General features: G+C 78.1%; 18 protein-coding genes. 12 read left to right on the top strand and 6 right to left on the bottom strand.

What is annotated here, in order from left to right:
* Positions 1 to 143: 143 nt before the first annotated feature.
* The 3 genes from hpf to EDC03_RS16165 all read left to right on the top strand — a co-directional run bounded on the left by hpf (position 144) and on the right by EDC03_RS16165 (position 3,131).
* The gene (hpf, locus tag EDC03_RS16155; RefSeq protein ID WP_123381292.1) at positions 144 to 890 is read left to right on the top strand and encodes a ribosome hibernation-promoting factor, HPF/YfiA family; all 747 of its coding nucleotides are present in this window, start codon (positions 144 to 146) and stop codon (positions 888 to 890) included.
* A 217-nt stretch (positions 891 to 1,107) separates the two neighbouring features.
* Positions 1,108 to 1,824 (top strand): response regulator, encoded by a 717-nt coding sequence (locus tag EDC03_RS16160; protein WP_241967228.1) that lies wholly within the window; start codon positions 1,108 to 1,110, stop codon positions 1,822 to 1,824.
* A 98-nt stretch (positions 1,825 to 1,922) separates the two neighbouring features.
* Positions 1,923 to 3,131, top strand: a complete 1,209-nt coding sequence (locus EDC03_RS16165; protein WP_123381321.1) for a winged helix-turn-helix domain-containing protein — start codon at positions 1,923 to 1,925, stop codon at positions 3,129 to 3,131.
* Positions 3,132 to 3,281: 150 nt separating this feature from the next.
* Here the strand turns inward: EDC03_RS16165 and EDC03_RS16170 are convergent, their stop codons facing one another.
* A complete protein-coding gene (locus EDC03_RS16170) occupies positions 3,282 to 4,451 on the bottom strand; it encodes a GNAT family N-acetyltransferase (protein ID WP_158674341.1) in 1,170 nt (389 codons plus the stop codon).
* Between the two features lie 111 nt (positions 4,452 to 4,562).
* Here EDC03_RS16170 and EDC03_RS17410 point away from each other — a divergent pair, with 111 nt between their 5' ends.
* Together EDC03_RS17410 and secA are read left to right on the top strand one after the other, a co-directional pair.
* Positions 4,563 to 4,877, top strand: a complete 315-nt coding sequence (locus EDC03_RS17410) for a GNAT family N-acetyltransferase (protein WP_148058124.1) — start codon at positions 4,563 to 4,565, stop codon at positions 4,875 to 4,877.
* 154 nt (positions 4,878 to 5,031) lie between these two features.
* Complete coding sequence (gene secA / locus EDC03_RS16175) at positions 5,032 to 7,764, top strand: preprotein translocase subunit SecA (protein ID WP_123381295.1); 2,733 nt, start codon at positions 5,032 to 5,034, stop codon at positions 7,762 to 7,764.
* Positions 7,765 to 7,846: 82 nt separating this feature from the next.
* On the opposite strand, the gene EDC03_RS16180 is transcribed toward secA, so the two are convergent.
* Both EDC03_RS16180 and EDC03_RS16185 read right to left on the bottom strand, forming a co-directional pair.
* On the bottom strand, positions 7,847 to 8,497 hold the full coding sequence (locus EDC03_RS16180) for an Rv3235 family protein (RefSeq protein WP_123381296.1): 651 nt from the start codon (positions 8,495 to 8,497) through the stop codon (positions 7,847 to 7,849).
* The gene (locus EDC03_RS16185) at positions 8,494 to 9,375 is read right to left on the bottom strand and encodes a LysM peptidoglycan-binding domain-containing protein (RefSeq protein WP_199720337.1); all 882 of its coding nucleotides are present in this window, start codon (positions 9,373 to 9,375) and stop codon (positions 8,494 to 8,496) included. Before EDC03_RS16185 ends, EDC03_RS16180 begins: the two co-directional genes overlap by 4 nt.
* Before the next feature lie 226 nt (positions 9,376 to 9,601).
* On the opposite strand from EDC03_RS16185, the gene EDC03_RS16190 reads away from it, so the two are divergent.
* Positions 9,602 to 10,156, top strand: coding sequence for a hypothetical protein (locus EDC03_RS16190; RefSeq protein ID WP_123381297.1), 555 nt, complete (start codon positions 9,602 to 9,604; stop codon positions 10,154 to 10,156).
* Positions 10,157 to 10,211: 55 nt separating this feature from the next.
* Here the strand turns inward: EDC03_RS16190 and EDC03_RS18295 are convergent, their stop codons facing one another.
* Complete coding sequence (locus EDC03_RS18295) at positions 10,212 to 10,454, bottom strand: helix-turn-helix domain-containing protein (RefSeq protein WP_123381298.1); 243 nt, start codon at positions 10,452 to 10,454, stop codon at positions 10,212 to 10,214.
* A 199-nt stretch (positions 10,455 to 10,653) separates the two neighbouring features.
* On the opposite strand from EDC03_RS18295, the gene EDC03_RS16200 reads away from it, so the two are divergent.
* The 4 genes from EDC03_RS16200 to EDC03_RS16215 all read left to right on the top strand — a co-directional run bounded on the left by EDC03_RS16200 (position 10,654) and on the right by EDC03_RS16215 (position 14,961).
* Positions 10,654 to 11,352 carry a hypothetical protein gene (locus EDC03_RS16200; RefSeq protein ID WP_199720339.1) on the top strand — a complete coding sequence of 233 codons (699 nt, stop codon included), beginning with the start codon at positions 10,654 to 10,656 and terminating at the stop codon, positions 11,350 to 11,352.
* Positions 11,345 to 12,808 carry a CpaE/TadZ family protein gene (locus tag EDC03_RS16205; protein ID WP_199720340.1) on the top strand — a complete coding sequence of 488 codons (1,464 nt, stop codon included), beginning with the start codon at positions 11,345 to 11,347 and terminating at the stop codon, positions 12,806 to 12,808. Before EDC03_RS16200 ends, EDC03_RS16205 begins: the two co-directional genes overlap by 8 nt.
* A 71-nt stretch (positions 12,809 to 12,879) precedes the next feature.
* A complete protein-coding gene (locus EDC03_RS16210; protein WP_123381324.1) occupies positions 12,880 to 14,310 on the top strand; it encodes a wax ester/triacylglycerol synthase family O-acyltransferase in 1,431 nt (476 codons plus the stop codon).
* Positions 14,311 to 14,451: 141 nt separating this feature from the next.
* Entirely contained in the window at positions 14,452 to 14,961 is a 510-nt protein-coding gene (locus EDC03_RS16215) for a DUF6912 family protein (RefSeq protein ID WP_123381299.1), read from the top strand.
* A 36-nt stretch (positions 14,962 to 14,997) separates the two neighbouring features.
* Here the strand turns inward: EDC03_RS16215 and EDC03_RS16220 are convergent, their stop codons facing one another.
* Positions 14,998 to 15,498 (bottom strand): DUF2505 domain-containing protein, encoded by a 501-nt coding sequence (locus EDC03_RS16220; protein ID WP_123381300.1) that lies wholly within the window; start codon positions 15,496 to 15,498, stop codon positions 14,998 to 15,000.
* Positions 15,499 to 15,645: 147 nt separating this feature from the next.
* Between EDC03_RS16220 and EDC03_RS16225 the strand changes: the two genes are divergently transcribed.
* Together EDC03_RS16225 and EDC03_RS16230 are read left to right on the top strand one after the other, a co-directional pair.
* Entirely contained in the window at positions 15,646 to 20,670 is a 5,025-nt protein-coding gene (locus EDC03_RS16225; protein ID WP_199720341.1) for an NAD-glutamate dehydrogenase, read from the top strand.
* 107 nt (positions 20,671 to 20,777) lie between these two features.
* Positions 20,778 to 22,259 carry a sensor histidine kinase gene (locus EDC03_RS16230; protein WP_123381325.1) on the top strand — a complete coding sequence of 494 codons (1,482 nt, stop codon included), beginning with the start codon at positions 20,778 to 20,780 and terminating at the stop codon, positions 22,257 to 22,259.
* 129 nt (positions 22,260 to 22,388) lie between these two features.
* Here the strand turns inward: EDC03_RS16230 and EDC03_RS16235 are convergent, their stop codons facing one another.
* A complete protein-coding gene (locus EDC03_RS16235) occupies positions 22,389 to 22,637 on the bottom strand; it encodes a WhiB family transcriptional regulator (protein WP_123381302.1) in 249 nt (82 codons plus the stop codon).
* Positions 22,638 to 22,942: the final 305 nt, after the last annotated feature.

Below are 22,942 nucleotides of genomic sequence, written 5' to 3' on the forward strand. Positions count from 1 at the left end.
GGGCTCCCGGCCCGTCCCGTTCCTCCTCGTCGCAGCGTCGCGACGGGCGGCGGCAGGGCCCGGCGGAGGTGGTGCCTGACACCCCAGAGCCGGTCGCGCACCGCGACCGGTGGTGACGCAGGACCCCCGACGCAGGAGGACCCATGGAGATCACGCTCACGACCCGCCACACCACCGTGCCCGACCGGTTCCGCCGCCACCTCGAGGACAAGCTCTCGAAGGTGGAGCAGATCGCCCCCCGGGCCGACCGCCTCGACGTCGTGATCAGCCACGAGACCAACCCCCGCCAGCCGCAGAGCTGCGAGCGCGTCGAGCTGACGCTCCGCCACCATCGCGAGGTGGTCCGTGCGGAGGCGTGCGCCGACGACGCCCACGCCGCCCTCGACCTGGCCGAGGAGAAGCTGCTCGAACGGCTCCGGCGCCTGCGCGACCGCCGACGGGTCCACCACGGCCGCCAGACGCCCACCTCGCTGCGCCGCTCGGAGCAGGCGCCGCCTCCCGCGGCGGCCGCGCCGGCCGCCGAGCCGCCGGCCGACGCCGGTGCCGCGCCGGCCGCCGAGGACGAGGCGCCCGTCGAGGTGGGAGCCCTCGGGGCCGGGGAGGACGACGAGCACGGCCTGGCGGACGCCGTCGGCGACTCGCCCGTGCGGATCCGCGAGAAGACCCACCTCACCCACCCGATGTCGGTGGACGAGGCGCTCGCGCAGATGGAGGCCCTCGGGCACGACTTCTACCTCTTCCTCTGCCGGAGCACCGGCGCCACGAGCCTCGTGTACCGCCGGCGCGGCTGGAGCTACGGCGTCATCCGGCTCGAGGAGGCGGGGGACACCGTCGAGCCGGGCACCGCGGACGAGATGGTCGGAACCGCCCAGGCCGCCCGCGCGTCCTAGCGGGACGGCGCCCGTCCCCCGGCCCCCACGGCCGGGGCGGGCGCCATCAGGTCCGGACGGCCCCGGCCCGCTGCGGCGGGCCGGGGCCGCGCCGGGCCGGCGTGGGATGCTGCGCCGGCCCGACGCCCGGGCGCGGTGCCGACGGAGGCGCCGTGCCGGACGGACGGGGGAGCGTCGCCGGCCGGAGGCCGACGGCCGGACGGAGGAGGCGGTGGACGTGGCCGGACAGGCCCCGGCGCCGGACGACGACGGCGCACCGGCGGGCGGCGGGGAGCCGATCCGCGTGCTCGTCGTCGACGACCACGTGCTGTACCGGCGGGGGCTCGAGCGGGTGCTCGAGCTCGAGGAGGACATCGTCATCGTCGGCGAGGCCAGCGACGGCGCCGAGGCGGTCGCCCGCGCCGAGGAGCTGGTCCCCGACGTCGTGCTCATGGACGTGCGCATGCCTCGCAGCAGCGGCATCGAGGCCTGCGTCGCGATCCGCGAGGTCGCGCCCAGCGCCCGCATCGTCATGCTGACGATGAGCGAGGAGGAGGCCGACCTCTTCAGCGCCGTCCAGGCCGGCGCCAACGGCTACCTGCTCAAGGACGTCCCCGGCGAGGAGATCGCCGCGAGCCTGCGCGCCGTCCACGGCGGCCAGTCGCTCATCAGCCCGTCGATGGCGAGCCACCTGCTCGCCGAGTTCGCCGCGCTGAGCCGCCGCGGCGCGGCCCGCGACGCCGCCGCGGTCCCGGCGCCCCGCCTCACGGCCCGCGAGCTCGAGGTGCTGCGGCTCGTGGCCCGGGGGCGCTCCAACCGCGACATCGCCGGCGAGCTCTTCATCTCTGAGAACACGGTGAAGAACCACGTGCGCAACCTCCTCGAGAAGCTGCAGCTGCACTCGCGCATGGAGGCCGCCATGTACGCCGTCAAGGAAAAGCTCCTCGACCCCTGACCGGGCGCCCGCGCGGCGCCGGCGGGAGCGCCTGGCAGCATCGGGCCGTGCCGGCGCGCAGGGAGGTCCTCACCGCGGCGCAGGCCCGGCGCACCGCCATGGCGGCCCAGGGCTTCGCCGACCCGGTCCCCGCGGGGGCGCCGACGCTCCGGCACCTGCAGCGGGTCGTCGACCGGGTGGGCCTGCTCCAGCTCGACTCGGTCAACGTCGTCGCCCGCAGCCACCTGTGGCCGCTGTACAGCCGGCTGGGCCCCTACGACGTCGACCTCCTGCGCCGGGCGACCGCCGTCCGCCCCCGTCGGCTCGTCGAGTACTGGGCGCACGAGGCGAGCCTCGTGCCGCCGGCGACCCACCGGCTGCTGCGCTGGCGCATGGCCCGGGCCGCCGACGAGGCCTGGGGCCGCTACCGCCGCGTCCTCGTCGAGCACCCCCGGCTGCCCGACGACGTCCTCGGCGTCCTCGCCGCCGCCGGTCCGCTCACCACCGCGCAGGTGACCGCACGCCTGCACCCCGGCGCCGCGCGCAGCCCGGCGGGCTCGTGGATGGTGGCGCCGTCCGAGGCGGTCCTCGCCGGGCCGGCGCGCGACGTCAAGGCGGCGCTCGAGATGCTCTTCTGGGCCGGCCGGGTGTCGGCGGCCGACCGCACCGCCCAGTTCGAGCGGCGCTACGACCTCGTCGAGCGGGTGCTGCCGCCCGACGTCGCCGCCGCCCCGGACCCGCCGGAGGACGAGGCGGTGCGCGGCCTCGTCGAGGTCTCCGCCCGGGCGCTGGGCGTGGCCACCGAGCCGCACCTGCGCGACTACTTCCGGCTGCGCCCGGAGCAGAGCCGCGCCGCCGTGGGCGCGCTGGTCGAGGAGGGCGTGCTCCTCCCCGTCGACGTCCGCGGCTGGCGCCGGCCCGCCCTCCTGCACCGCGACGCGACCTTCCCGCGCCGCGTCCGTGCCCGGGCGCTGCTGTCGCCCTTCGACTCCCTCGTCTTCGAGCGCTCGCGGACCGAGGACCTCTTCGGCGTCCGCCTCAAGCTCGAGATCTACACCCCCGCCGAGCAGCGCGCGCACGGCTACTACGTCCTGCCGCTGCTGCTCGACGACGCCCTCGTCGCCCGCGTCGACCTCAAGGCCGACCGCGCGGCCGGCCTGCTGCGCGTCCAGGCGGCGTGGCGGGAGCCGCACGCGCCGGACGACGTCGCCGAGCACCTCGCCGCCGAGCTCCGCGTCGTCGCCGGCTGGCTCGGCCTCGACGACGTGCTCGTCGTCGGCCGGGGCGACCTCGCCCCGGCGCTGGGCGCGGCCCTCGCCGACGGCTGACCGCGGCTCCCGCCCCGTCCCGACCCGCGCGGCCTTATCGCGCGCCTCTCCCCGCACCACCCTTCCCGCCGCGCGTCCCTGCTCCGTCGAGGTCGTCCATCGGGAGGGGAGGGGAGAGCGGGGTGGGGCGGGTCGTGACGGCCGGCCGGGTCAGGCGCGGGCGGGCTCGTCGGCGACGACGTCCTCCGCGCGGACGAGGAAGCGCTCCAGCTCGTGGAGAGGGCCGGTGCGGCCGTCCGCGTCGGGCGGGCGCTGCGCGACGTCGTGCCCGGCCGGCCGGCCGCCGGCGCGGCGGGCGACGGCGGCGCTGGCGGCGTTGCCCTCCTCCACGCGCAGGAGCACCGCGGGCAGCCCGAGCCCGCCGACGTCCTCGGGGAGGAGGGCGTGGCGGACGGCGGCCCGCACGCCCGCCGTGACGACGCCGCGGCCGCGTGCGTCCGGGTGGGCCCAGTAGCCCACCTCGGCGGGCCGGGCGCCCTGCCCGAGCCCGAAGACGGTCACCGAGGCGAGCGCCGGGCCGGCCTCCTCGCCGGGGGCCGGCTCGCCCGCGAGGCACCACCCGACGGCGTGGCCGTCGGCGGCGTCGGTGCGCATCGCGCCGACGAAGCCGAGCGCGTCCTCCTCCGTGTACGGGGACGGCAGGTGCGGCAGCCACCGCCGGGTCAGCGGGTCCTCGCACGCCGCCACCACGCGGGCGGCGTCGTCCTCCCGCCAGGGGCGCAGCTCGGCCCCGACGTCGGGCAGGGCCACGCGGGGCACGTCGAGCCACGGCGTCGCCGGCGTGACCGGGTCGCCCGCCACCCACGTGCCCACCCAGCAGTCGTGGAGGACGCCGCGCTGCTCGCTCTGCCGGCGCACCGTCCCCTCGACGCGGACGCCCGCGGCCCACGCCGCGCGGCGGCTGGCCCAGTTGCCGACGTGCGCCTGCCAGCGCACCACCGCCGCGCCGTGCTCGGCGGCCCAGGGCAGCAGCGTGCGGAGCACCGCCGTCATGACGCCGCGGCCGCGGGCGGACGCGGCGAGGGCGTAGCCGACGGAGACCCCGCCGTCGCCGGCGACCTGCAGGTCGACGGCGCCCGCGTACCGGCCGTCGACCTCCACGGCCCACGTCAGCGCGCGCCCGTCGTCCCACCCGGCCGCGGCGGCCCGCACCCAGGCGGCGGCGTCCTCGCGGGCGTAGGGCACGGGCACGGTCGTCCACCGGGCGAAGCGCGGCTCGGCGGCCGTGGCGGCGACCGCGTCCGTGTCCTCCTCGGTGACGGGACGCAGGCGGACGCCGTCGGCGACGACGAGGACCGGTGGGGCAGCGGGGGTCTGCACCGCCCGACCCTCGCGCGGCGGCGCGTCCCGGCGCAACGCCGTTGTCCGGTCCCCGTCGTCGCCGGCGTGCCCCGTCCTGCGCCGTGCGCGGCGCGGGCGCAGGCTGGCGGCATGACGAGCGACATCGCCTCCAGCGGCGGGGCGGACGAGGGCACGGGCGTGCGGCGGCGCGAGGACGGGTGGGTGCTCCTCGACGACGGCGCGGAGGTGGCCTCCGTCGTGGCCGAGCCCGCGGGCGTCGACGTCCTCGCCCTCACGCACACGGTGACCGACCCCGCGCGACGCGGCGAGGGGCTCGCCGGGCGACTCGTCGAGGCCGTCCTCGCCGACGTCCGCCGCGAGGGGCTCACCGTGCGCCCCGAGTGCTCCTACGTCGCCGCGTGGTTCGCCCGCCACCCCGACCAGCGGGACCTGCTGGCCACCTGAGGCCACCCGGGCCGGGGGCGGCGGGCGGGGGCGGCGGGGCCGGGGCCGCGCCCGTGGTCGCGGGCAGCCACGACCGGGTGCGCTGCGTGCGTAGCATGACCGCCGACCAGGACCAGCAGGTCCACCCTGGAGACTGGGAGCACGCGACGTGGGGATGCTCGAGAAGCTGCTGAGGGCCGGCGAGGGCCGGGCCGTGCGGCGGCTGCAGGGTCTGGCCGACCAGGTCAACGCCCTGGAGGAGGACTTCCGGAAGCTGACCGACGCCGAGATCCGCGAGGAGACCGACCGGTTCCGCGCGCGGCTCGCGGACGGCGAGAAGCTCGACGACCTTCTGCCGGAGGCCTTCGCCAACTGCCGCGAGGCCGCGCGCCGCAGCCTCGGCCAGCGGCACTTCGACGTGCAGCTCATGGGCGGGGCCGCGCTCCACCTCGGCAACATCGCCGAGATGAAGACCGGTGAGGGCAAGACCCTCGTCGCGACGCTGCCGGCCTACCTCAACGCCCTCACGGGCAAGGGCGTCCACGTCATCACGGTCAACGACTTCCTCGCCTCGTACCAGAGCGAGCTCATGGGCCGCGTCTACCGCTTCCTCGGCGTGACGTCGGGCTGCATCCTCGACGGGATGCGCCCGGACCAGCGGCGCGAGCAGTACGCGCTCGACATCACGTACGGCACGAACACGCAGTTCGGCTTCGACTACCTGCGCGACAACATGGCCTGGCAGGCCGACGAGCTCGTCCAGCGCGGCCACGGCTACGCGGTCGTCGACGAGGTCGACTCGATCCTCATCGACGAGGCCCGCACGCCGCTCATCATCTCGGGGCCCGGCCAGGGCGACGCCACCCGCTGGTACGCGGAGTTCGCCCGCGTCGCGTCGTCGCTCAGGCTCGACGTCGACTACGAGGTCGACGAGAAGAAGCGCACGGTCGGCGTCCTCGAGAGCGGCATCGAGAAGGTCGAGGACCGCCTCGGCATCGAGAACCTCTACGACTCGGTCAACACCCCGTACGTGGGCTACCTCAACAACGCGGTGAAGGCGAAGGAGCTCTTCCGCCGCGACAAGGACTACGTCGTCACCGACGGCGAGGTGCTCATCGTCGACGAGCACACCGGGCGCATCCTCGCCGGCCGCCGCTACAACGAGGGCATGCACCAGGCCATCGAGGCCAAGGAGGGCGTCAAGGTCAAGGCCGAGAACCAGACGCTCGCCACGGTGACGCTGCAGAACTACTTCCGCCTGTACGACAAGCTCTCCGGGATGACCGGTACCGCCACGACCGAGGCGGCCGAGTTCCAGGGCACGTACAAGCTGGGCGTCATCCCCATCCCCACCAACCGGGGCATGCAGCGGATCGACCAGTCCGACCTCGTCTTCAAGACCGAGGAGGCCAAGCTCCAGGCGGTCGTCGAGGACATCGCCGAGCGCCACGCCACCGGCCAGCCCGTCCTCGTCGGCACCACGAGCGTCAGCAAGAGCGAGCGGCTCAGCCAGCAGCTGCGCGAGCGGGGCGTGACGCACGAGGTCCTCAACGCCAAGCAGCACGCGCGGGAGGCGACCGTCGTCGCCATGGCCGGGCGCAAGGGCCAGGTCACCGTCGCGACCAACATGGCCGGCCGCGGGACGGACATCATGCTCGGCGGCAACGCCGAGTTCATGGCCGTCGCGCGCATGGCCGAGCGGGGCCTGGACCCGGCGGAGGACGCCGAGCAGTACGAGGCGCTCTGGCCCGAGGTCCTCGCCGAGGCGGAGGAGGCCGTCAAGGCCGAGCACGACGAGGTCGTCGAGCTCGGCGGCCTCTACGTCCTCGGCACCGAGCGGCACGAGTCGCGGCGCATCGACAACCAGCTCCGCGGCCGCTCCGGCCGCCAGGGCGACCCGGGTGAGAGCCGCTTCTACCTCTCGCTGCGCGACGACCTCATGCGGCTGTTCAACTCCGGTGCGGCCGAGGCGCTCATGGCGCGCACCGGCTTCCCCGACGACATGCCGCTGGAGAGCAAGGTCGTCAGCCGGGCGATCCAGAGCGCGCAGGGCCAGGTCGAGGCGCGCAACTTCGAGATCCGCAAGAACGTCCTCAAGTACGACGACGTCCTCAACCGCCAGCGCCTCGTCATCTACGACGAGCGCCGCCGGGTGCTCGACGGCGAGGACCTCGAGGAGCAGGTCCAGCACTTCGTCACCGACGTCGTCACCGAGTACGTCGACGCCGCCACGGCGGACGGCTTCGCCGAGGACTGGGACCTCGACAAGCTCTTCACCGCGCTGGGGACGCTGTACCCGGTCTCCATCACGGTGGCCGACCTCGAGGAGGAGGCCGGCGGCCGCAACCGGATCACGAAGGAGAGCCTGCTCGAGGAGCTGCTCTCCGACGTCCGCCTCGCCTACGCGAACCGCGAGGAGCAGCTGGGCGGCGAGGCCATGCGCCAGCTCGAGCGCCGGGTCGTCCTGTCGGTCCTCGACCGCAAGTGGCGCGAGCACCTCTACGAGATGGACTACCTCCAGGAGGGCATCTCGCTGCGCTCCATGGCCCAGCGCGACCCGCTCGTGGAGTACCAGCGCGAGGGCTACCTCCTCTTCACGGCGATGATGGACGCCATCAAGGAGGAGTCGGTCGGCTACATCTTCAACCTTGAGGTTCAGGTCACGGCGCCGGAGCAGCCCGCGGCGCCCACCGGCGCCCTGGGCGCCGGCATCGCCGCGGCGGCCCCTCAGCTGCGCGCCCGCGGGCTCGACGCGCCGCAGACGCCGCAGCGGCTCAACTACACGGCCGGCTCGGTGGACTCCGAGGACGGCGTGGAGCAGCAGGTGGAGAACGCCGACGGCACGCGCCCGTCGGAGGACGGCGGCAACCGCGCCCAGCGGCGCGAGGCCCGGCGCCGCCAGGGCTGACCGCCCCTCCCGCCACGACGGCCGCACCACCTCTCGGGTGGTGCGGCCGTCGTCGTCCCAGTGCGCTGGGCGGTGGTGCGGCTCAGCCGACCTCGACGGCCGTGGCCCGCCAGCGCCGGTCCCAGCCCTCGAGGCGAAGCGCCACGGCCCGGACGCGCGGGCCGTCGACGACGACGGCCGAGGCCTCGACGACCCCCTCGGCCGGGCGGCACACCCGCACGGCGCGCACGACGGCGGGACGGCCGGCGCGGGCGGGTCCTCGCCGCGGGGCCGGCCGCAGCCGCGTGGCCAGCGCCGCCCGGCGGGCGAGGCCCTGCTGGACGTCCGCCGTCGTCCACCGCACGAGCTGGGCCACCGGCCGGTGGCCCGAGAGGACCTCGACCACGGCCCCGGCCAGCGCGGCGCAGGTGGCCGTCGGGTCCGGCATGGCGGCGTCGTCGTCCATCGTCGGCGCGACGAGCGGGTCCTCCTCCTCGTCCAGCGGCCCCCGCCGCCGCGGGGTGCTGCGCGTGGTGAGCGCGAGGACCTGCTGGCCCGGGCCGGGCTGCCGGGCGGTGCGCCACCCGTCGACCTCCTCGCCGGGCCGGCCCGGGAGGGGGAGCGGCGGCGGGTCGGTGCAGGGGACGGGGCGCAGCCGTGGCAGCGGTGCGCCCGCCGCGGGGCAGGGGCGGGGCGGCGCCGGTCGCCGCGCCCCGGGCACCCCGGTCGTCGCCCGGCCGACGACGGCGGTCACGGCCGGCCCGCCGCGTCCGGCACGACGAGACGCTGGCCGGGGCGCAGCAGGTCCGGGTCGGGCCCGACGACGTGCCGGTTGGCGGCGTACCAGGCGGGCCAGGCGTCGGCCACCTCCCCGTCGTCCGCACCGGCGGGCAGGGCGCGACGGGCGATGTCCCACAGCGTGTCGCCGCGGACCACGACGACCTCGCGGGCCTCCTCGGCACCCTCGCGCGGTGCGGGGAGGACGAGGGCGGTCGCCGCCTCGTCCGCCGGGGGGCGCGGTCGGACGGGGGCCGCCGGGCGCCAGGCGACGTCGGGGACGGCGAGGGCCGTCGGCGGGGCGCCGGTCGGCGGGGCGGCGGGGGGCGAGACATCCGCCGGCGACGTGGGCGGGAGGGCGTCGGTCTCCGCGGCCGTCGGCGGAGCCGGTGCCGCGGCCGGGGCGAGGGCCGCGCCGGCGGCGACGGGCGCCGCGGTGGCGGCTGCGGCGCCGGCGACCGGTCCGGCCCCCAGCGCGGCGACGAGCGCGACCCGCACGAGCGTGGGCGCCAGCGCCCGGGAGGCGTGCGCCAGGGCGCGGCCCGGGGCGCTGCCGTGCGGGGCGAGGGCGGCCAGCGCGGCGAGGGCGCCGGCGAGCGACCACGCGCCCCCGAGCAGGGCGGCGCCCACGCCGGCGGCGCCGGCGAGCAGGTCCTCGGGGCGGGCCGTCGGGGCGCCCGCGCCGAGCACGAGCGGGAGCGCGGCGAGGGCGCCGACGCAGGCCGCCGCGGCGGCGGCCAGGGAGGCGACGAGGACCGCGAGGGCACGGCGGCGGCGTCGGGGACCGGGGCGTCCCGGGCGGCGGGCCGCCGCGTCCGTCGTCGGGTGAGCGGGGCGGTGGACGGCGTGGGGCACGGCGCCTCCTCGGGCGGGACCCGGCGGGCGGGTCGGACGGACGGTCGCGGCGGTCGGCGGCCGCGCCCGGGCAGTCCTACCTCACGGAGGCCGTCGTTGACCAGCCTTTGACGCCGTTTGGTGTTAACGAGGCTCGCTGAGCAGCCCAGCGTGGTCTTCGCTGGCTCTCGGTGGTGCTCGGTGCGCCGCCGCGCCCCGCGGACGGCGACGCGGCTAGCGTCCGGCCGTGCGGTGGGAGCGGCTCTTCGCGGACCTCGAGGCCCAGCTGGCGGCGGAGGTCGACGCCGACCTGCGCGCGGAGGTGGCGGACCGGGTCCGGGCGGAGCTGGCGCAGGTGCCGCTCGTCGACCGGCTGCGGGCGCACGTGGGTGCCGCCGTCGTCCTCCACCTCGCCGGTGGTGCGGCACCGCTCGCCGGCGTGCTCGCCGACGTCGGTGCCGACTGGTGCGTGCTCGCCGAGGAGGGGGCGTCGTCCCGGTCGGCGCTCGTGCCGCTCGCCGCGCTCGTCGGCGTGGGCGGGCTGTCACGGCGTGCGGCGGCGCCGGCGGGAGAGGTGCTGCGCCGCACCACCGTCGGCGCGGCGCTGCGGGCCCTCGCCCGCGACCGGGCGCCCGTGCGGGTGCTGCTGCCGGGGGCCGAGCTCGTGGGCACGCTCGACCGGGTGGGCGCGGACCACGTCGACGTGGCGCTGCACGCCCTGGGCGAGGCGCGGCGGCCGGGGGCCGTCCGGGAGGTGCGGACCGTCCCGCTGGCGGCGCTGCTCGCCGTGCGCAGCGCCTGAGCGCCGCCGGCCGGTGCCGCGGGTCCCCCCGACGGGACCCGGGGGCGTCAGCGCGTCAGCGTGCGGCGGGACCCTCGGACGGGGCGTCGTCGAGCGCCCCGCGCTCCACGCGGGCCCGCGTCTGCGCGTACATCCGCTGGATGTACTCCTCGAGCTCGCTCGTCTCGACCCGCCACTGACCGCGGCCGCCCACCTGGATGGCCGGGAGGTCGCCCGAGCGCACGAGCGCGTAGGCCTGGGCCGAGGAGACGGAGAGGATCTCGGCGACCTCCGCCAGCGGCAGGAAGCGAGCGGGCACGGGTCCTCCTCGGTCGGTGCGCGACCGGGGAGCCGGGCCGCGCCGGGAGTCTGGCACGCGGACGGAGGACGTCGCGGCACGTCCGGGTGAGGCTGTGGACGACCGCTCGGCGGTCCGGCCGGCCGCTGGCAGCATCGACCCGGGCCCCCCGCGCGACGACGCGCGGCGGGCCGACGGGGCGCACGGGGGAGGGGCCGCGGTGGACGTCGGGGCGAGGGGCACGACCGCGGTGCGCGGCGCCGGGACCGAGGGCGCCGCCCGGCGCGTGCGGGTCCCGTCCTGGCGCGACCCGCGGCTGGCGGTCGGGCTGCTGCTCGTCCTCCTCGCCGTCGTGGGCGGGGCGCGGGCCGTCGCCGCCGCGGACCGGACCGTGCCGGTCTACGCCGCCTCCCGGGCGCTCACCGCCGGCGACCCCGTGACGGCCGACGACCTCGACGTCGTCCGGGTCCGTCTCGAGGGCGGTGCCGGGGCGTCGGCGTACGTCGCGGCCGACCGCCCGCCGTCGGACGGCCTCGTGGTGCTGCGCGGCGTCGGCCCGGGCGAGCTGGTCCCCGCGGCGGCGCTCGGACCCGCCTCCGCCGTCGACGTCCGACCGGTCGGCGTCCCCGTCACGGGCTCCCTGCCCGAGGGCCTCGAGCCCGGTGCCCTCGTCGACGTCTGGGTGACGGCGGCGGACCCGGACGAGCCCGGCGCCGTGCTCGAGCCGGAGCGGGTCGTCGCCGCGGCGGCCGTCGCGGAGGTCGACGCGGTCGAGGGCTCGCTCGGCGGCGTCGCCCCCACGACGGTGCAGGTCCTCGTCGGCACCGACGACCTCCCCGACGTCCTCGGCGCCCTGGCCGCCGGCTCCGGTGTGGCGCTGCTGCTCTCGCCCGGCGGCGAGGTCGGCTCCGGTGGCTGACCGGCCCGGCGGGCCGGCCGCGGCCGTGCCGTCCGGGCCCGGTCTCGGCGTCGTCGTCGCCGTGACGGGCGCCTGGGAGGCGCCCCTCGTCGCCGACCTCGACCGGTCCCGCGAGCTGCTCGTCCTGCGCCGCTGCGCCGACGTCGCCGAGCTCCTCGCGGCCGTCGGCACGGGCCGGGCCCGCGCGCTCCTCGTCTCGGCGGACCTCCACCGCCTCGACCGCGCCGTCGTCGCCCGGGTGCGGGCCTCCGGGGTCGCCGTCGTCGCGCTGACGGCCCCCGCGGCGCTCGCCGAGCAGGAGCCGCGCCTGCGGGCCCTCGGCGTCGACGCGGTGTTCGCCGCCGACGCCCCCGCCGCCGAGGTGGCCGCGGCCGTGCACGCGGTCGTCGGCGCGCCCGCCGACCACGGGGCCGCGGGCGGTGGGCGCCCCCTCCGGGCGGCGGAGGGGGCGACCGCCGGCCCGGGCCGCCGTGCGGACCTCGCCGACCCCGCCGACGCCCTGGCGCCCGAGCCGGCGGCGGGCGGTGCCGACCCCTTCGCCGCGCTCCTCGAGGAGGACCCGACGGGCGCCCGGCCCCGGGGACGGCTCGTCGCGGTCTGGGGACCGGCCGGCTCGCCCGGGCGCACGACCGTCGCGGTCGAGACGGCCGCCGAGCTCGCGGCCGCGGGCGACGACGTGCTGCTGGCGGACGCCGACACGCACGCCGCCTGCGTCGCGCAGGTGCTCGGCGTCCTCGACGAGTCGCCCGGGCTCGCGGCGGCCTGCCGTGCGGCGGGCACCGGCGCCCTCGACGGCGCCGTGCTGCAGCGGCTCTCGGTCGAGGTGGTGCCGCGGCTCCGGCTGCTGTCCGGCATCACCCGCAGCGCCCGGTGGCCCGAGCTGTCGACGTCGTCGCTCGAGCGGGTGTGGGAGGTGGCGCGCGAGCGGGCCCGCTGGGTCGTCGTCGACCTCGCCGCGCCCCTCGAGGCCGACGAGGAGCTCGTCTTCGACACGGCGGCCCCGCGCCGGAACGGCGCGACGCTCGGCACGCTGGCCGCCGCGGACGTCGTCCTCGTCGTCGGCACCGCCGACGCCGTCGGGCTGCAGCGGCTCGTGCGCGGGCTCGCCGACCTCGCCGAGGCCGTGCCCGGCGCGGCCGCCCCGCGGGTGGTCATCACGCGGGTCCGTGCCTCCTCGGTCGGCGCGGGCCCGGAGACCCGCGTGCGCGAGGCGGTCCGGCGCTTCGCGGGCGTGGCAGACCCCGTCCTCGTGCCCGACGACCGGCCGGCGCTCGACGCGGCCCTGCTCGCGGGGCGCACCCTCGTTGAGACGGCGCCGCGCTCCCCGGCGCGGACCGCCCTGGTCGGCCTCGCGGCCTCGCTGCGCGCGGAGGGCGGGGCGCCTCCCGGCCCGACGCCCCGCGGCCGCCGCCGGTGGCGCGCCGGCACCGGGCGGGGCCGGCGCCGCGCCGGCTGACGCGCCCGCCGCGCCCGTCGGGCAGGCTGGCCCGGTCGCCGGGGCCGGTCCCGGCGGGGCGGAGGTGGGCGGTGCCCGAGCGGCTGAGCGCGCTGGACGCGTCGTTCCTCTACCTCGAGGAGCGGTCGGTCGTCATGCACATCGGCTCCGTCATGGTCCTCGAGCGGCCCCCGGACGACGTCGACGCGGGCGACCTGGCCCGCCTCATCGGCGCGCGGGTGGCCTACATCCCGCGGTACCGGCAGCGGGTGCGCACCGTCCCCGGCCACCTCGGCAACCCGGTCTGGGTGGACGACGAGCGCTTCGACCTCGACCTCCACGTGCGGCGCACCGCCCTGCCGCGGCCCGGCACACGGGACCAGCTCACCGAGCTCGTGGCCCGGGTGCAGCCGCGGCGCCTCGACCGCTCGCGGCCGCTGTGGGAGGTCTACCTCGTCGAGGGCCTCGAGGACGGCGGCCTCGCGATCATCACGAAGACGCACCAGGCGATGGTCGACGGCCGTTCCGCCGTCGACCTCGGCCAGGTGCTGTGGGACGACGCCCCGGGCAGCGCCGCGACGCCGGCGCCCACCTTCCGGCCGGCGCCCGAGCCGACCCTCGTGGAGCTCGTCACGGGCGCCGTCGTGGACGCCGTCCGCCGCCCCCCGCAGGTCCTCGAGACGCTGCGCACCGGGCTCGGGGACGCCCGAGCGGGGCTCCGTCGAGCCGCCGGGGCGGCCTCGGGGCTGGCCCGGGCGGCGTCGACCGCCCCGGCGGGCTCGGGCGGGCCGCTGGAGGTCGAGGTGGGGGAGCAGCGGCGCTACGCCGTCGTCGACACCGCGCTGGAGGACTACCGGCGCGTGCGCCGCGCCGTCCGCGAGGGGGCCGTGCCCGGCGCCGAGCTCCACGACGTCGTCCTCGCCGTCCTGGCCGGGGCGCTGCGGTCGTGGATGCTCTCGCGCGGCCTGCCGCTCGGCCCGGCCTCCGCGGTCCGCGCGCTCGTGCCGCTCAGCGTGGCCGCCGAGGGGGAGGACGACGCCCCGCGCCCGGCCGGCGCCGTCCCGCCGCAGGTGGAGGGCCACCTCGTCGACCTGCCCGTCGGCGAGCCGGACCCCGTCGTCCGGCTCCAGCAGGTCGTCTTCTCGGCCCGTCGCGGCGAGCAGCGCCGTCGTGTCGGCGCCCGCGAGCTCGCCGGGATCGCGGGCTTCGCGCCGCCGACGCTCCACTCGCTGGGCGTCCGGGTCGCCGGGCAGGTGGCCCACCGGCTCTTCACCCTCGTCGTCACGGACGTGCCGGGCCCGCAGCACCCCCTCTACGTGGGGCCGGTGCGCATGACGGGCTCCTACCCGGTCATCCCGCTGCTCGCGGGCCACGCGCTGGCCGTGGGCGTCAACAGCTACGACGGCGCGGTGACCTTCGGCCTCAACGCCGACCGCGACGCCCTCCCGGACCTCGCCGTCCTGGCCGAGTGCGTCCCCGAGGCCCTCGCCGCGCTCCTCGACGCGGCCGACGGCCGCCGCTGACCCGCCCGTCGACGCCGGCGTGCGACCGCGTCGCGGCGCGGGACGGCCGGTGCACCCGACGGACGACCTCGTCGGGCCGCGATCGACCAGCCGCCTGACGGCGGGACCGGCGACGCACGCGCGGACGGGCAGGATGGCCCCGTGCGCGTCTACGTCCCCGCGACCGTCCCCCTGCTCGCCGCCTGGCTCGAGGCGGGGGTCGTGACGGCGCCGACCGCGCGCGCCGTCACCCCGGCGCTGCGCGAGTGGTACGTCGAGGGGGACGAGGAGGAGCTCGAGTTCTCGGCGCTCCTCGACGCCGCGACCGACGCCCTGGTCCTGCTCGCGGCGGACCCGGCCGCGGCCCGGCGCCGCGTCGTGCTGGCGGCCGACGTGGACGGCGCCACGCCCGAGCCGGGCGCGGGCCCGACCGGCGACGAGGCGCCCTCGCGCGTGCGACCGGCCGGGCCGGTCCCGCTGTCCGCCGTCGTCAGCGTCCACTGCGACGAGGAGGACGCCGAGGCGGCGGTCGCCGCCGCCGCGCAGGTGCTCGACGCCGCCGCGGCGGGCGACGAGGACGCGCTCATGGCCGTCGGCGAGGCCGAGGACGGCGACCTGCTGTGGTTCGACGCGCAGGAGCTGCCCGACCTCGTCGCACGCCTGCGCGGCTGACGCCGGCCCGCGGGGGGCGGGCCGGCGCCGACGGGCTCAGCGACCGGCGAGCCACTCCCGGCCGACGCGCTCCTCGCTGCGGATGGCGGCCTGGACGGCGGGCTCCGCGGCCTTCTCGAGCTTGCCGCCGACGAGCGGCACGGACGCCACGAGGTCGCCCTGCACGGCCTCGGTGGCCTGACCCTCGCCCGCAGGGGTGAGCGAGAGCCGCGCCGAGAGCCGGACCGGGGCGCCGGAGACCTCGAGCGTCATGGAGCCCGCGCGGGCGCCGTCGGGGCCGGGCGCCTCCCACGTGTCCACCTGGCGCAGCTCGAGGGTGTCCCCGACGAAGCGCCGGGCCACCTGCGGGACGTCGTCGGTCGGCAGGGACCGCGTCGAGCGGACGACGAAGGCCCCGGCCGGGTCGCCCTCGGTCTCGGCCGTGGAGGACAGCGCCCCCGCGGCGGCGTCACGGCGGCGGACGAACTCGGGGTCCGCGAGCATGCGGGCCACCTCGTCGGCGGTCGCGGGGTACGTGGCGGCGGCCTCGATGCGCATGGCCTCGACGGTAGCGGCGGCGGCGCCGCGGCACCCGTCGCCCGCCCGCCCGGGGCGCGGCAGGGGCGCCGAGTGGCCTGCGCCACAGGCACGCCCGGCCCCGCGCGCTCGGGCGCCCGCCGCGGTCCCCGTGAGTAGGGTCCGAGCATGCTGCGCGGCGGGGTCGACGGACGGGTGGCGGAGCTCCTCGAGGAGGTCGCGCGGGAGGCGCCCGGCGACGACGCCGCGGCGGCCGCGGACCCGCCCGAGGGCCTGCACCGGCTGCTCCTGGACTACTGGGGGCGTCTGTCGCCCGAGGAGCTCGCCGAGCGCACGCCCGCCCAGCTCGTCGGCGCGGCCCGCAGCCACGCCGCCCTGGCCGCCGCCCGCGAGCCCGGGACGACGGCCGTCCGCGTCCTCGCGGCGGGGGAGGGGTGGCGCGGCCTCCACGCCGTCGTCGAGGTCGTCACCGACGACGTCCCGCACCTCGTCGACTCGGTCCTCGCCGAGGTCGGCCGTCGGGGGCTCGGGGTCCACGCCGTCGTGCACCCGGTGCTGCGCCAGGGCCCCGACGCCGCGCCGGTCTCGTGGATGCACGTCGAGGTCGACCGGCTCGAGGAGGCGGCGTCCGCCGCGCTGGAGCGGGGCGTGCGCGACGTCGTCGCCGCCGCCCGCGCCGCCGCGGCCGACGGCCCCGCCACCGCCGCCCTGCTCCGCCGCGCGGCCGACGCCGAGCCCGCCACCGAGGACGGCGCGGAGGCGGCCCGGTACCTGCGCTGGCTGGCCGACGGCAACCTCGTGATGCTCGGGGCGCGGGTGGTGCCGCTGCCCGGCGCCGGCGCCCCCGACGAGCAGGCGCTGGGCCTGCTCGCCGACGGCGCCCCCGCGGTGGGCCACGCCCGCAGCCGCCTCGACGCGGCGCCCGCGGAGGTCACCGCGCCGCTCGGCGAGGGCCAGCTGCTGCGCCTCGCCGTCGGCGACGCCCGCTCGCCCGTCGTCCGGCACGACCACGTCGACCTCGTCGTCGCCGCGCTGCACGACGACGCCGGCGCCCGCGTCGGGGAGCTGCGGGTCGTCGGCCTCTACACCGCCGGCTCGGCGCTCCAGTCGGTCCTGGCGGTCCCGCGCCTGGACCGCACCGTCGCCGAGGTGCTGCGCCTGGCCGGCGTCGACGCCGACAGCCACACGGGCCGGGACCTCCTGGCGCTGCTGGAGACCTACCCCCGCGACGAGCTCCGGCTGGCCGGGGCCGAGCACCTCGCCCGCACGGCGACGGCGGTGCTCGGCTCGCAGGACCGGCGCCGCGCCAGCGTCTTCCTCCGGTCGGACCCGTGGGGCCGCTACGTCTCCGTGCTCGTCCACCTGCCCCGCGACCGGTACACCACGGCGGTCCGCCTGCGCATCTCCGCGCTGCTCGCCGAGCGCTTCGGCGCCTCGTCCGTCGACTACAGCGTGTGGGTGGCGGGCTCGCCGCTGTCCCGCATCCACCTCGTCGTCCGCGCCGCCGAGGGGCAGGGGCTCGCCGACGTCGACGAGGTCGCGCTCGCGCGCGACCTCACCCGCCTCGTGCGCACGTGGGAGGACGACCTCGCCGTCGCGCTCGCGTCGGAGGTCGGGCAGGACGCCGCCTCGCGCCGGCTGCGCCGCTGGGGCAGCGCCTTCCCCGAGGCCTACAAGGAGGACTTCGGGCCCGCCGCCGCCGTCGGCGACCTCGCGCGGGTGGCCGAGCTCGAGCGCGGCGAGGTCGACACCGTCCTCCACCTGCGGACCCCGGGCGGCCCGGACGCGGCGCCCGACGAGCACCGCCTGGCGCTCGTCCGCCGCTCGCCGCTGCCGCTGACGAGCGTGCTGCCCGTCCTCGCGGCCCTCGGCGTCGAGGTGCTCGACGAGCGCCCGTACCGCCTCGAGCCGTCGGCCGCCGCGTCCGACGACGACGTCGCCGTCCGGCTCGACGAGGCCTACGTCCTCGACTTCGGCGTCCGCTGGGCCGTCGGGCCGTGGGCCGAGGGCGCCGACCCCGAGGAGCCGGCCCGGCTCCTCGCGGACGCGTTCTGGCAGGCCTGGCGCGGGCGCACCGAGTCCGACGGCCTCGACCGCCTGGTCCTCGCCGCCGGCCTCACGTGGCGCCAGGTCGGCGTCCTGCGGGCCTACGTCAAGTACCTCCGCCAGGCCGGCCTGCCCTTCAGCCAGTCCTACGTCGAGCGCACGCTCCTCGCGCACACCCCGCTCGTCCGCGACCTGCTGCGCCTGTTCGCCGAGCGCTTCGACCCGGACCTGCCGGACACGCCGTCGCCCTCCCCGGGGGAGGTCGAGGGCCTGGGCCTCGACCTCGCGGCGCTGCCGGCGGACGTCTCCCCGGCCCGGGCGGCGCGGGCGGCGCGGGCCGAGCGCGACGTGCGCGCCCACCTCGGCGCGGTGGAGGGCCTCGACGCCGACCGCACGCTGCGCGCCCTGCTGTCCCTCGTCCTCGCGACGACGCGGACCAACGCCTACCGCCCCGGCCCCGACGCCGCGGCGTCCGCCGAGGAGGCGCAGGCGCAGGGCCGCGACCCCGTCGTCGCGGCCGCCCGCGGCGCGGCGCTGGCCCTCAAGCTCGACCCCCGGCTCGTCGCCGAGCTGCCGGCACCCCGTCCGCTGCACGAGGTCTGGGTCTGCTCGCCCCGTGTCGAGGGCGTGCACCTGCGCTTCGGCGACGTGGCCCGCGGCGGCCTGCGGTGGAGCGACCGGCGCGAGGACTTCCGCACCGAGGTCCTCGGCCTCGTCCGCGCCCAGGTCGTCAAGAACGCCGTCATCGTGCCCACCGGCGCCAAGGGCGGCTTCGTCACGAAGACGCCGTCGACGAGCGGGACCGGCGCCGCCGCACCGGAGGTCGGCCGCGAGGAGCGGGCCGCCGAGGGCCGCGCCTGCTACGCGGCCTTCGTCTCGGCCCTGCTCGACGTCACCGACGACCTCGCCCCGGCGCGGGACGGCCGGCGCGCCGTCGTGCCGCCGTCGCGGGTCGTCCGGCACGACGCCGACGACACCTACCTCGTCGTCGCCGCCGACAAGGGGACGGCGACGTTCTCCGACCTCGCCAACGCCGTCGCGGGCGACCACGGGTTCTGGCTCGGCGACGCCTTCGCCTCGGGCGGCTCGGTGGGCTACGACCACAAGGCCATGGGCATCACCGCCCGCGGCGCCTGGGTCAGCGTGCGGCGCCACTTCCGCGAGCTGGGCCGCGACGTGCAGGCCGACCCCTTCACGTGCGTCGGCGTCGGCGACATGAGCGGCGACGTCTTCGGCAACGGGATGCTCCTGTCGACGCGGACGCGGCTCGTGGCGGCCTTCGACCACCGGCACGTCTTCCTCGACCCTGACCCGGACCCCGACGTCTCGTGGGCCGAGCGCGCCCGCCTCTTCGCCCTGCCGCGGTCGTCGTGGGCCGACTACGACCGCTCGCTGCTGTCCGAGGGCGGCGCCGTCGTGCCGCGGACGGCCAAGTCGGTCCCCGTCTCGCCGCAGGTCTGCGAGGCGCTGGGCCTGCCGCCGGGGACGACGACGCTCACCCCGCCCGAGCTCGTCCGGGCCGTGCTCTGCGCACCTGTCGACCTCCTGTGGAACGGCGGGATCGGCACCTACGTCAAGGCGTCCACGGAGACCGACGCGGAGGCGGGCGACAAGGCCAACGACGCGGTGCGCGTCAACGGCGCCGACCTGCGGTGCCTCGTCGTCGGCGAGGGCGGCAACCTGGGCCTCACCCAGCGCGGGCGCGTCGAGGCGGCGCTGCACGGCGTCGCGCTCAACACCGACGCGATCGACAACAGCGCGGGCGTCGACTGCTCCGACCACGAGGTCAACATCAAGGTCCTGCTGGACCAGGTCGTCGCGACGGGCGACCTGTCCGTCGCCGAGCGCGACGACCTCCTGCTCGCCATGACGCAGGACGTCGGCCGGCTCGTGCTGACGGACAACGACGAGCAGAACGACCTGCTGGGCGACGTCCGGTCGCTGGCCACGTCGCTCCTGCCCGTCCACCACCGGTTCCTCCGCGCCCTCGAGCGCGACGGGCACGTGGACCGCGAGCTCGAGGCGCTGCCCGACGACGCCGGCTTCGCCGCGCGCGCCAAGGACGGCCGCGGCCTCACGACGCCGGAGGCGAGCGTCCTGCTCGCGCTGGCCAAGACGACGCTGACGGCCGACCTCCTCGCCTCCGGCGTGCCCGACGAGCCGTGGGCGCAGGAGGTGCTCCGCGACTACTTCCCGCCCGCCCTCGTCGAGCGCTTCGGCGACCGGCTGGCCGAGCACCCGCTGCGACGCCAGGTCGTCGCCACGTGCCTCGTCAACGGCCTCGTCAACCGCGGCGGCATCACCTTCGCGTTCCGCTGCACGGAGGAGACGGGCGCGTCGTCGGCCGCCGTCGTCCGCGCGTACGCGGTGGCGCAGAGGCTGTTCGACGTCCCGGGCGTCCACGCGGCCGTGCGGGCGCTCGACGGGCAGGTGCCGACGGCGCCGCAGTCGCACGCCACGCAGGAGCTCCGCCGCCTGCTCGACCGCGCCGTCCGCTGGCTGCTGACGACGCACGGCGGAGGCCTCGACGTGGCCGGCCTCACCGCGTCGCTCGAGCCCGTCGTCGCCGCCTTCCGCGGCCGCGTCGGCGAGCTGCTGCGCGGCCGCGAGCGGGCCCGGCTCGACCGCGAGGCGGGGGCGCTCGAGGCGGAGGGCTTCCCGCCCGCCCTCGCGCTGCACGTCGCCGGCCTCCTCGACGAGTTCGACCTGCTCGACGTGGCCCGCACGGCGGCCGACACGGGCGTGCCCGTGGCGGACGTCGCCGAGCTCCACTTCGCCCTGTCCGAGCGGTACGGCGTCGACGACCTGCTCGGCCTCATCGCGGCCCTGCCCCGCGGCGACCGCTGGCAGACGCTGGCCCGCGGGGCGCTGCGCGACGACCTCTACGCCGCGCTCGACGTCCTCGTGCGCGGCGTCCTCGCCCACGCCCGCACGCAGGAGGGCCAGGACGCCTGGGGCGGACCGGGTGTCGTGGCCGAGCGGGCCGACCGGGCCGTCCTCGCGTGGGAGTCCGCGCACGAGGAGACGCTCGCCCAGGCCCGCCGCACCCTCGACGAGGTCCGGCGGCTGGAGGGCAGCGGGCTGGCGCCGCTGTCGGTGGCGCTGCGGCTGCTCCGCGGCGCAGGCCGCAGCGGCCTCGTGGGGTGACGCCCCCGGCGCCGCCGGTGCCCGTCGCGCCGGGCGGCCGACGGGACGCGCCGCGCACCCCCGGCGGCCCCGGGGCCGGACCGCCGTAGGGTCGCCCCGTGCCCACGATGAGCGACATCGTCCGCGACGCGACGGACCTCGTGGGAGCGGACGCCGAGTGGCTCCGGCTGCTCGTCGGCGACTGGCAGATGGTCTCCGACCTCGCCTTCGCCGACCTCGTCCTCTGGGTGCCCGCGTCGGGCGGCGAGGACTGGGTCGCCGTGGCGCACTGCCGCCCGTCGACGGGCCCGACGGCCTACCCGGAGGACCAGGTCGGCCGCCGGGTGCCGCGGGGGCGGCGCCCCCTCGTCGACGAGGCGTGGGCGACCCGGCGCACCGTCACCGAGGGCGACCCCGAGCACGACGAGGACTCCGCGGTCCGCACGACGACGGTGCCCGTGCTGCGCGCCGGCCGGCCCGTCGCCGTCCTGTCGCGGCACACCTCGGCCGTCGCCGTCCGCATGCCGAGCCGGCTCGAGCTGACGTACATGGGCTGCGCGGACGCGCTGCTCGCGATGGTCGAGTCCGGCCGCTTCCCCTCGACCGACCAGCCGAGCACGCACCGCCGCGGCTCGCCCCGTGTGGGGGACGGGCTCGTGCGCATGGACGCCGACGGCGTCGTCCTCTACGCCAGCCCCAACGCGCAGGCCGTCTGGCACCGGCTCGGCCTCATCGGCGCGCTCGCCGGGCGGGTGCTGCCCGAGGTGACGAGCGAGCTCATCGACACGAGCGGTCCCGTCGACGAGTCGCTGCCCGTCGTCCTCCTCGGCAAGGCGCCGTGGCGCGCCGACATCGAGACCCGCGGCGCCGCGCTCTCGCTGCGGGCGGTGCCGCTCGTCGAGCACGGCGTCCGCGTCGGCGCCCTCCTGCTGTGCCGCGACGTCACCGAGCTGCGCGGGCGCGAGCTCGAGCTGATGAGCAAGGACGCGACCATCCGGGAGATCCACCACCGGGTGAAGAACAACCTCCAGACCGTCTCCGCGCTGCTGCGCCTCCAGCAGCGCCGGATCGGGTCGCCGGACGCCAAGGCAGCTCTCGCGGAGGCGATGCGGCGGGTGTCGACCATCGCCCTCGTCCACGACACGCTGTCGCAGACCTACGACGCCTCCGTCGACTTCGACGCCCTCGTCGACACGGGGCTGCTGCTCGCCGCCGAGGTGGCGACGTCGTCGACCCGGGCGCGCGCCCGCCGGGTCGGGTCCTTCGGGCTGGTCGCGCCGCACGACGCGACGCCGCTGGCCCTCGTCATCACCGAGCTCGTCACCAACGCCGTCGAGCACGGGCTGGGGGACCGCGACGGGACGGTGGAGGTCCGGGCCGAGCGAGACGGCCGGCTGCTCCACCTCGTCGTGGCCGACGACGGCGTCGGGATGCCGGAGGGCTTCCGCGTCGGGGCGCGGGGCCCGGACGGCGGGGGCCTCGGCAGCCAGATCGTGCAGACCCTCGTGCTCGGCGAGCTGCGCGGCGACATCCGCTGGGAGCGCCGCGAGCCGGCGCCCGGCACCGCGGTGCACGTCCGCTGCCGCCTCGGAGAGGTGCCGCTGCGCTGACGCGGCGCCGCCGTCCCGGTCCGCCGGGCCGGCGGATGTCCCGGGACGCCGAGAGGCCCCGACCGGTGCGGTCGGGGCCTCTCGGACGGCACCGGCCCGGGGTGCGGGCCGTGCCGGGGTGCGGGCGTGTCAGCCGGCGCGGCGGGCGCGGGCGGCGCGGCGCTTGAGCGCGCGGCGCTCGTCCTCGGACATGCCGCCCCAGACGCCGGCGTCCTGGCCGTTCTCGATGGCCCACTGCAGGCAGGTGTCCATGACGGGGCAGCGCTTGCAGATGGCCTTCGCCTCCTCGATCTGGAGGAGGGCAGGGCCGGTGTTGCCGATGGGGAAGAAGAGCTCGGGGTCCTCGTCGAGGCAGGCGGAGCGGTCGCGCCAGTCCATGGTGGTCCTCCAGCGGGTCGGTGGTGCCGTCTGCGGTACGGGGTGCCGTACCTGGTGTCCTGCGGGGGACCCGGCCGGTCGTGCGTCCTTCGCTTGTGAAGGCGTTCACGAGGCGGTCCCACGAAAAGGGGCCCCACCCGAAGGCGGTGCCCCCTGTCCTGCGAGGAGCATCGCAGGACGCGGGGTCTTCATCAAGGGTTCACACGCTGAGAACTTCCTGCGTGTCGCCGGACGGAGCAACCGGCGGGGGTGGGGCCGGAGCACGCCCGGGGGCGGACGGGGTCTCACCCGATGGTGACCGCTCG

The sequence above is a fragment of the Pseudokineococcus lusitanus genome, assembly GCF_003751265.1.
Lineage (GTDB): Bacteria > Actinomycetota > Actinomycetes > Actinomycetales > Quadrisphaeraceae > Pseudokineococcus > Pseudokineococcus lusitanus.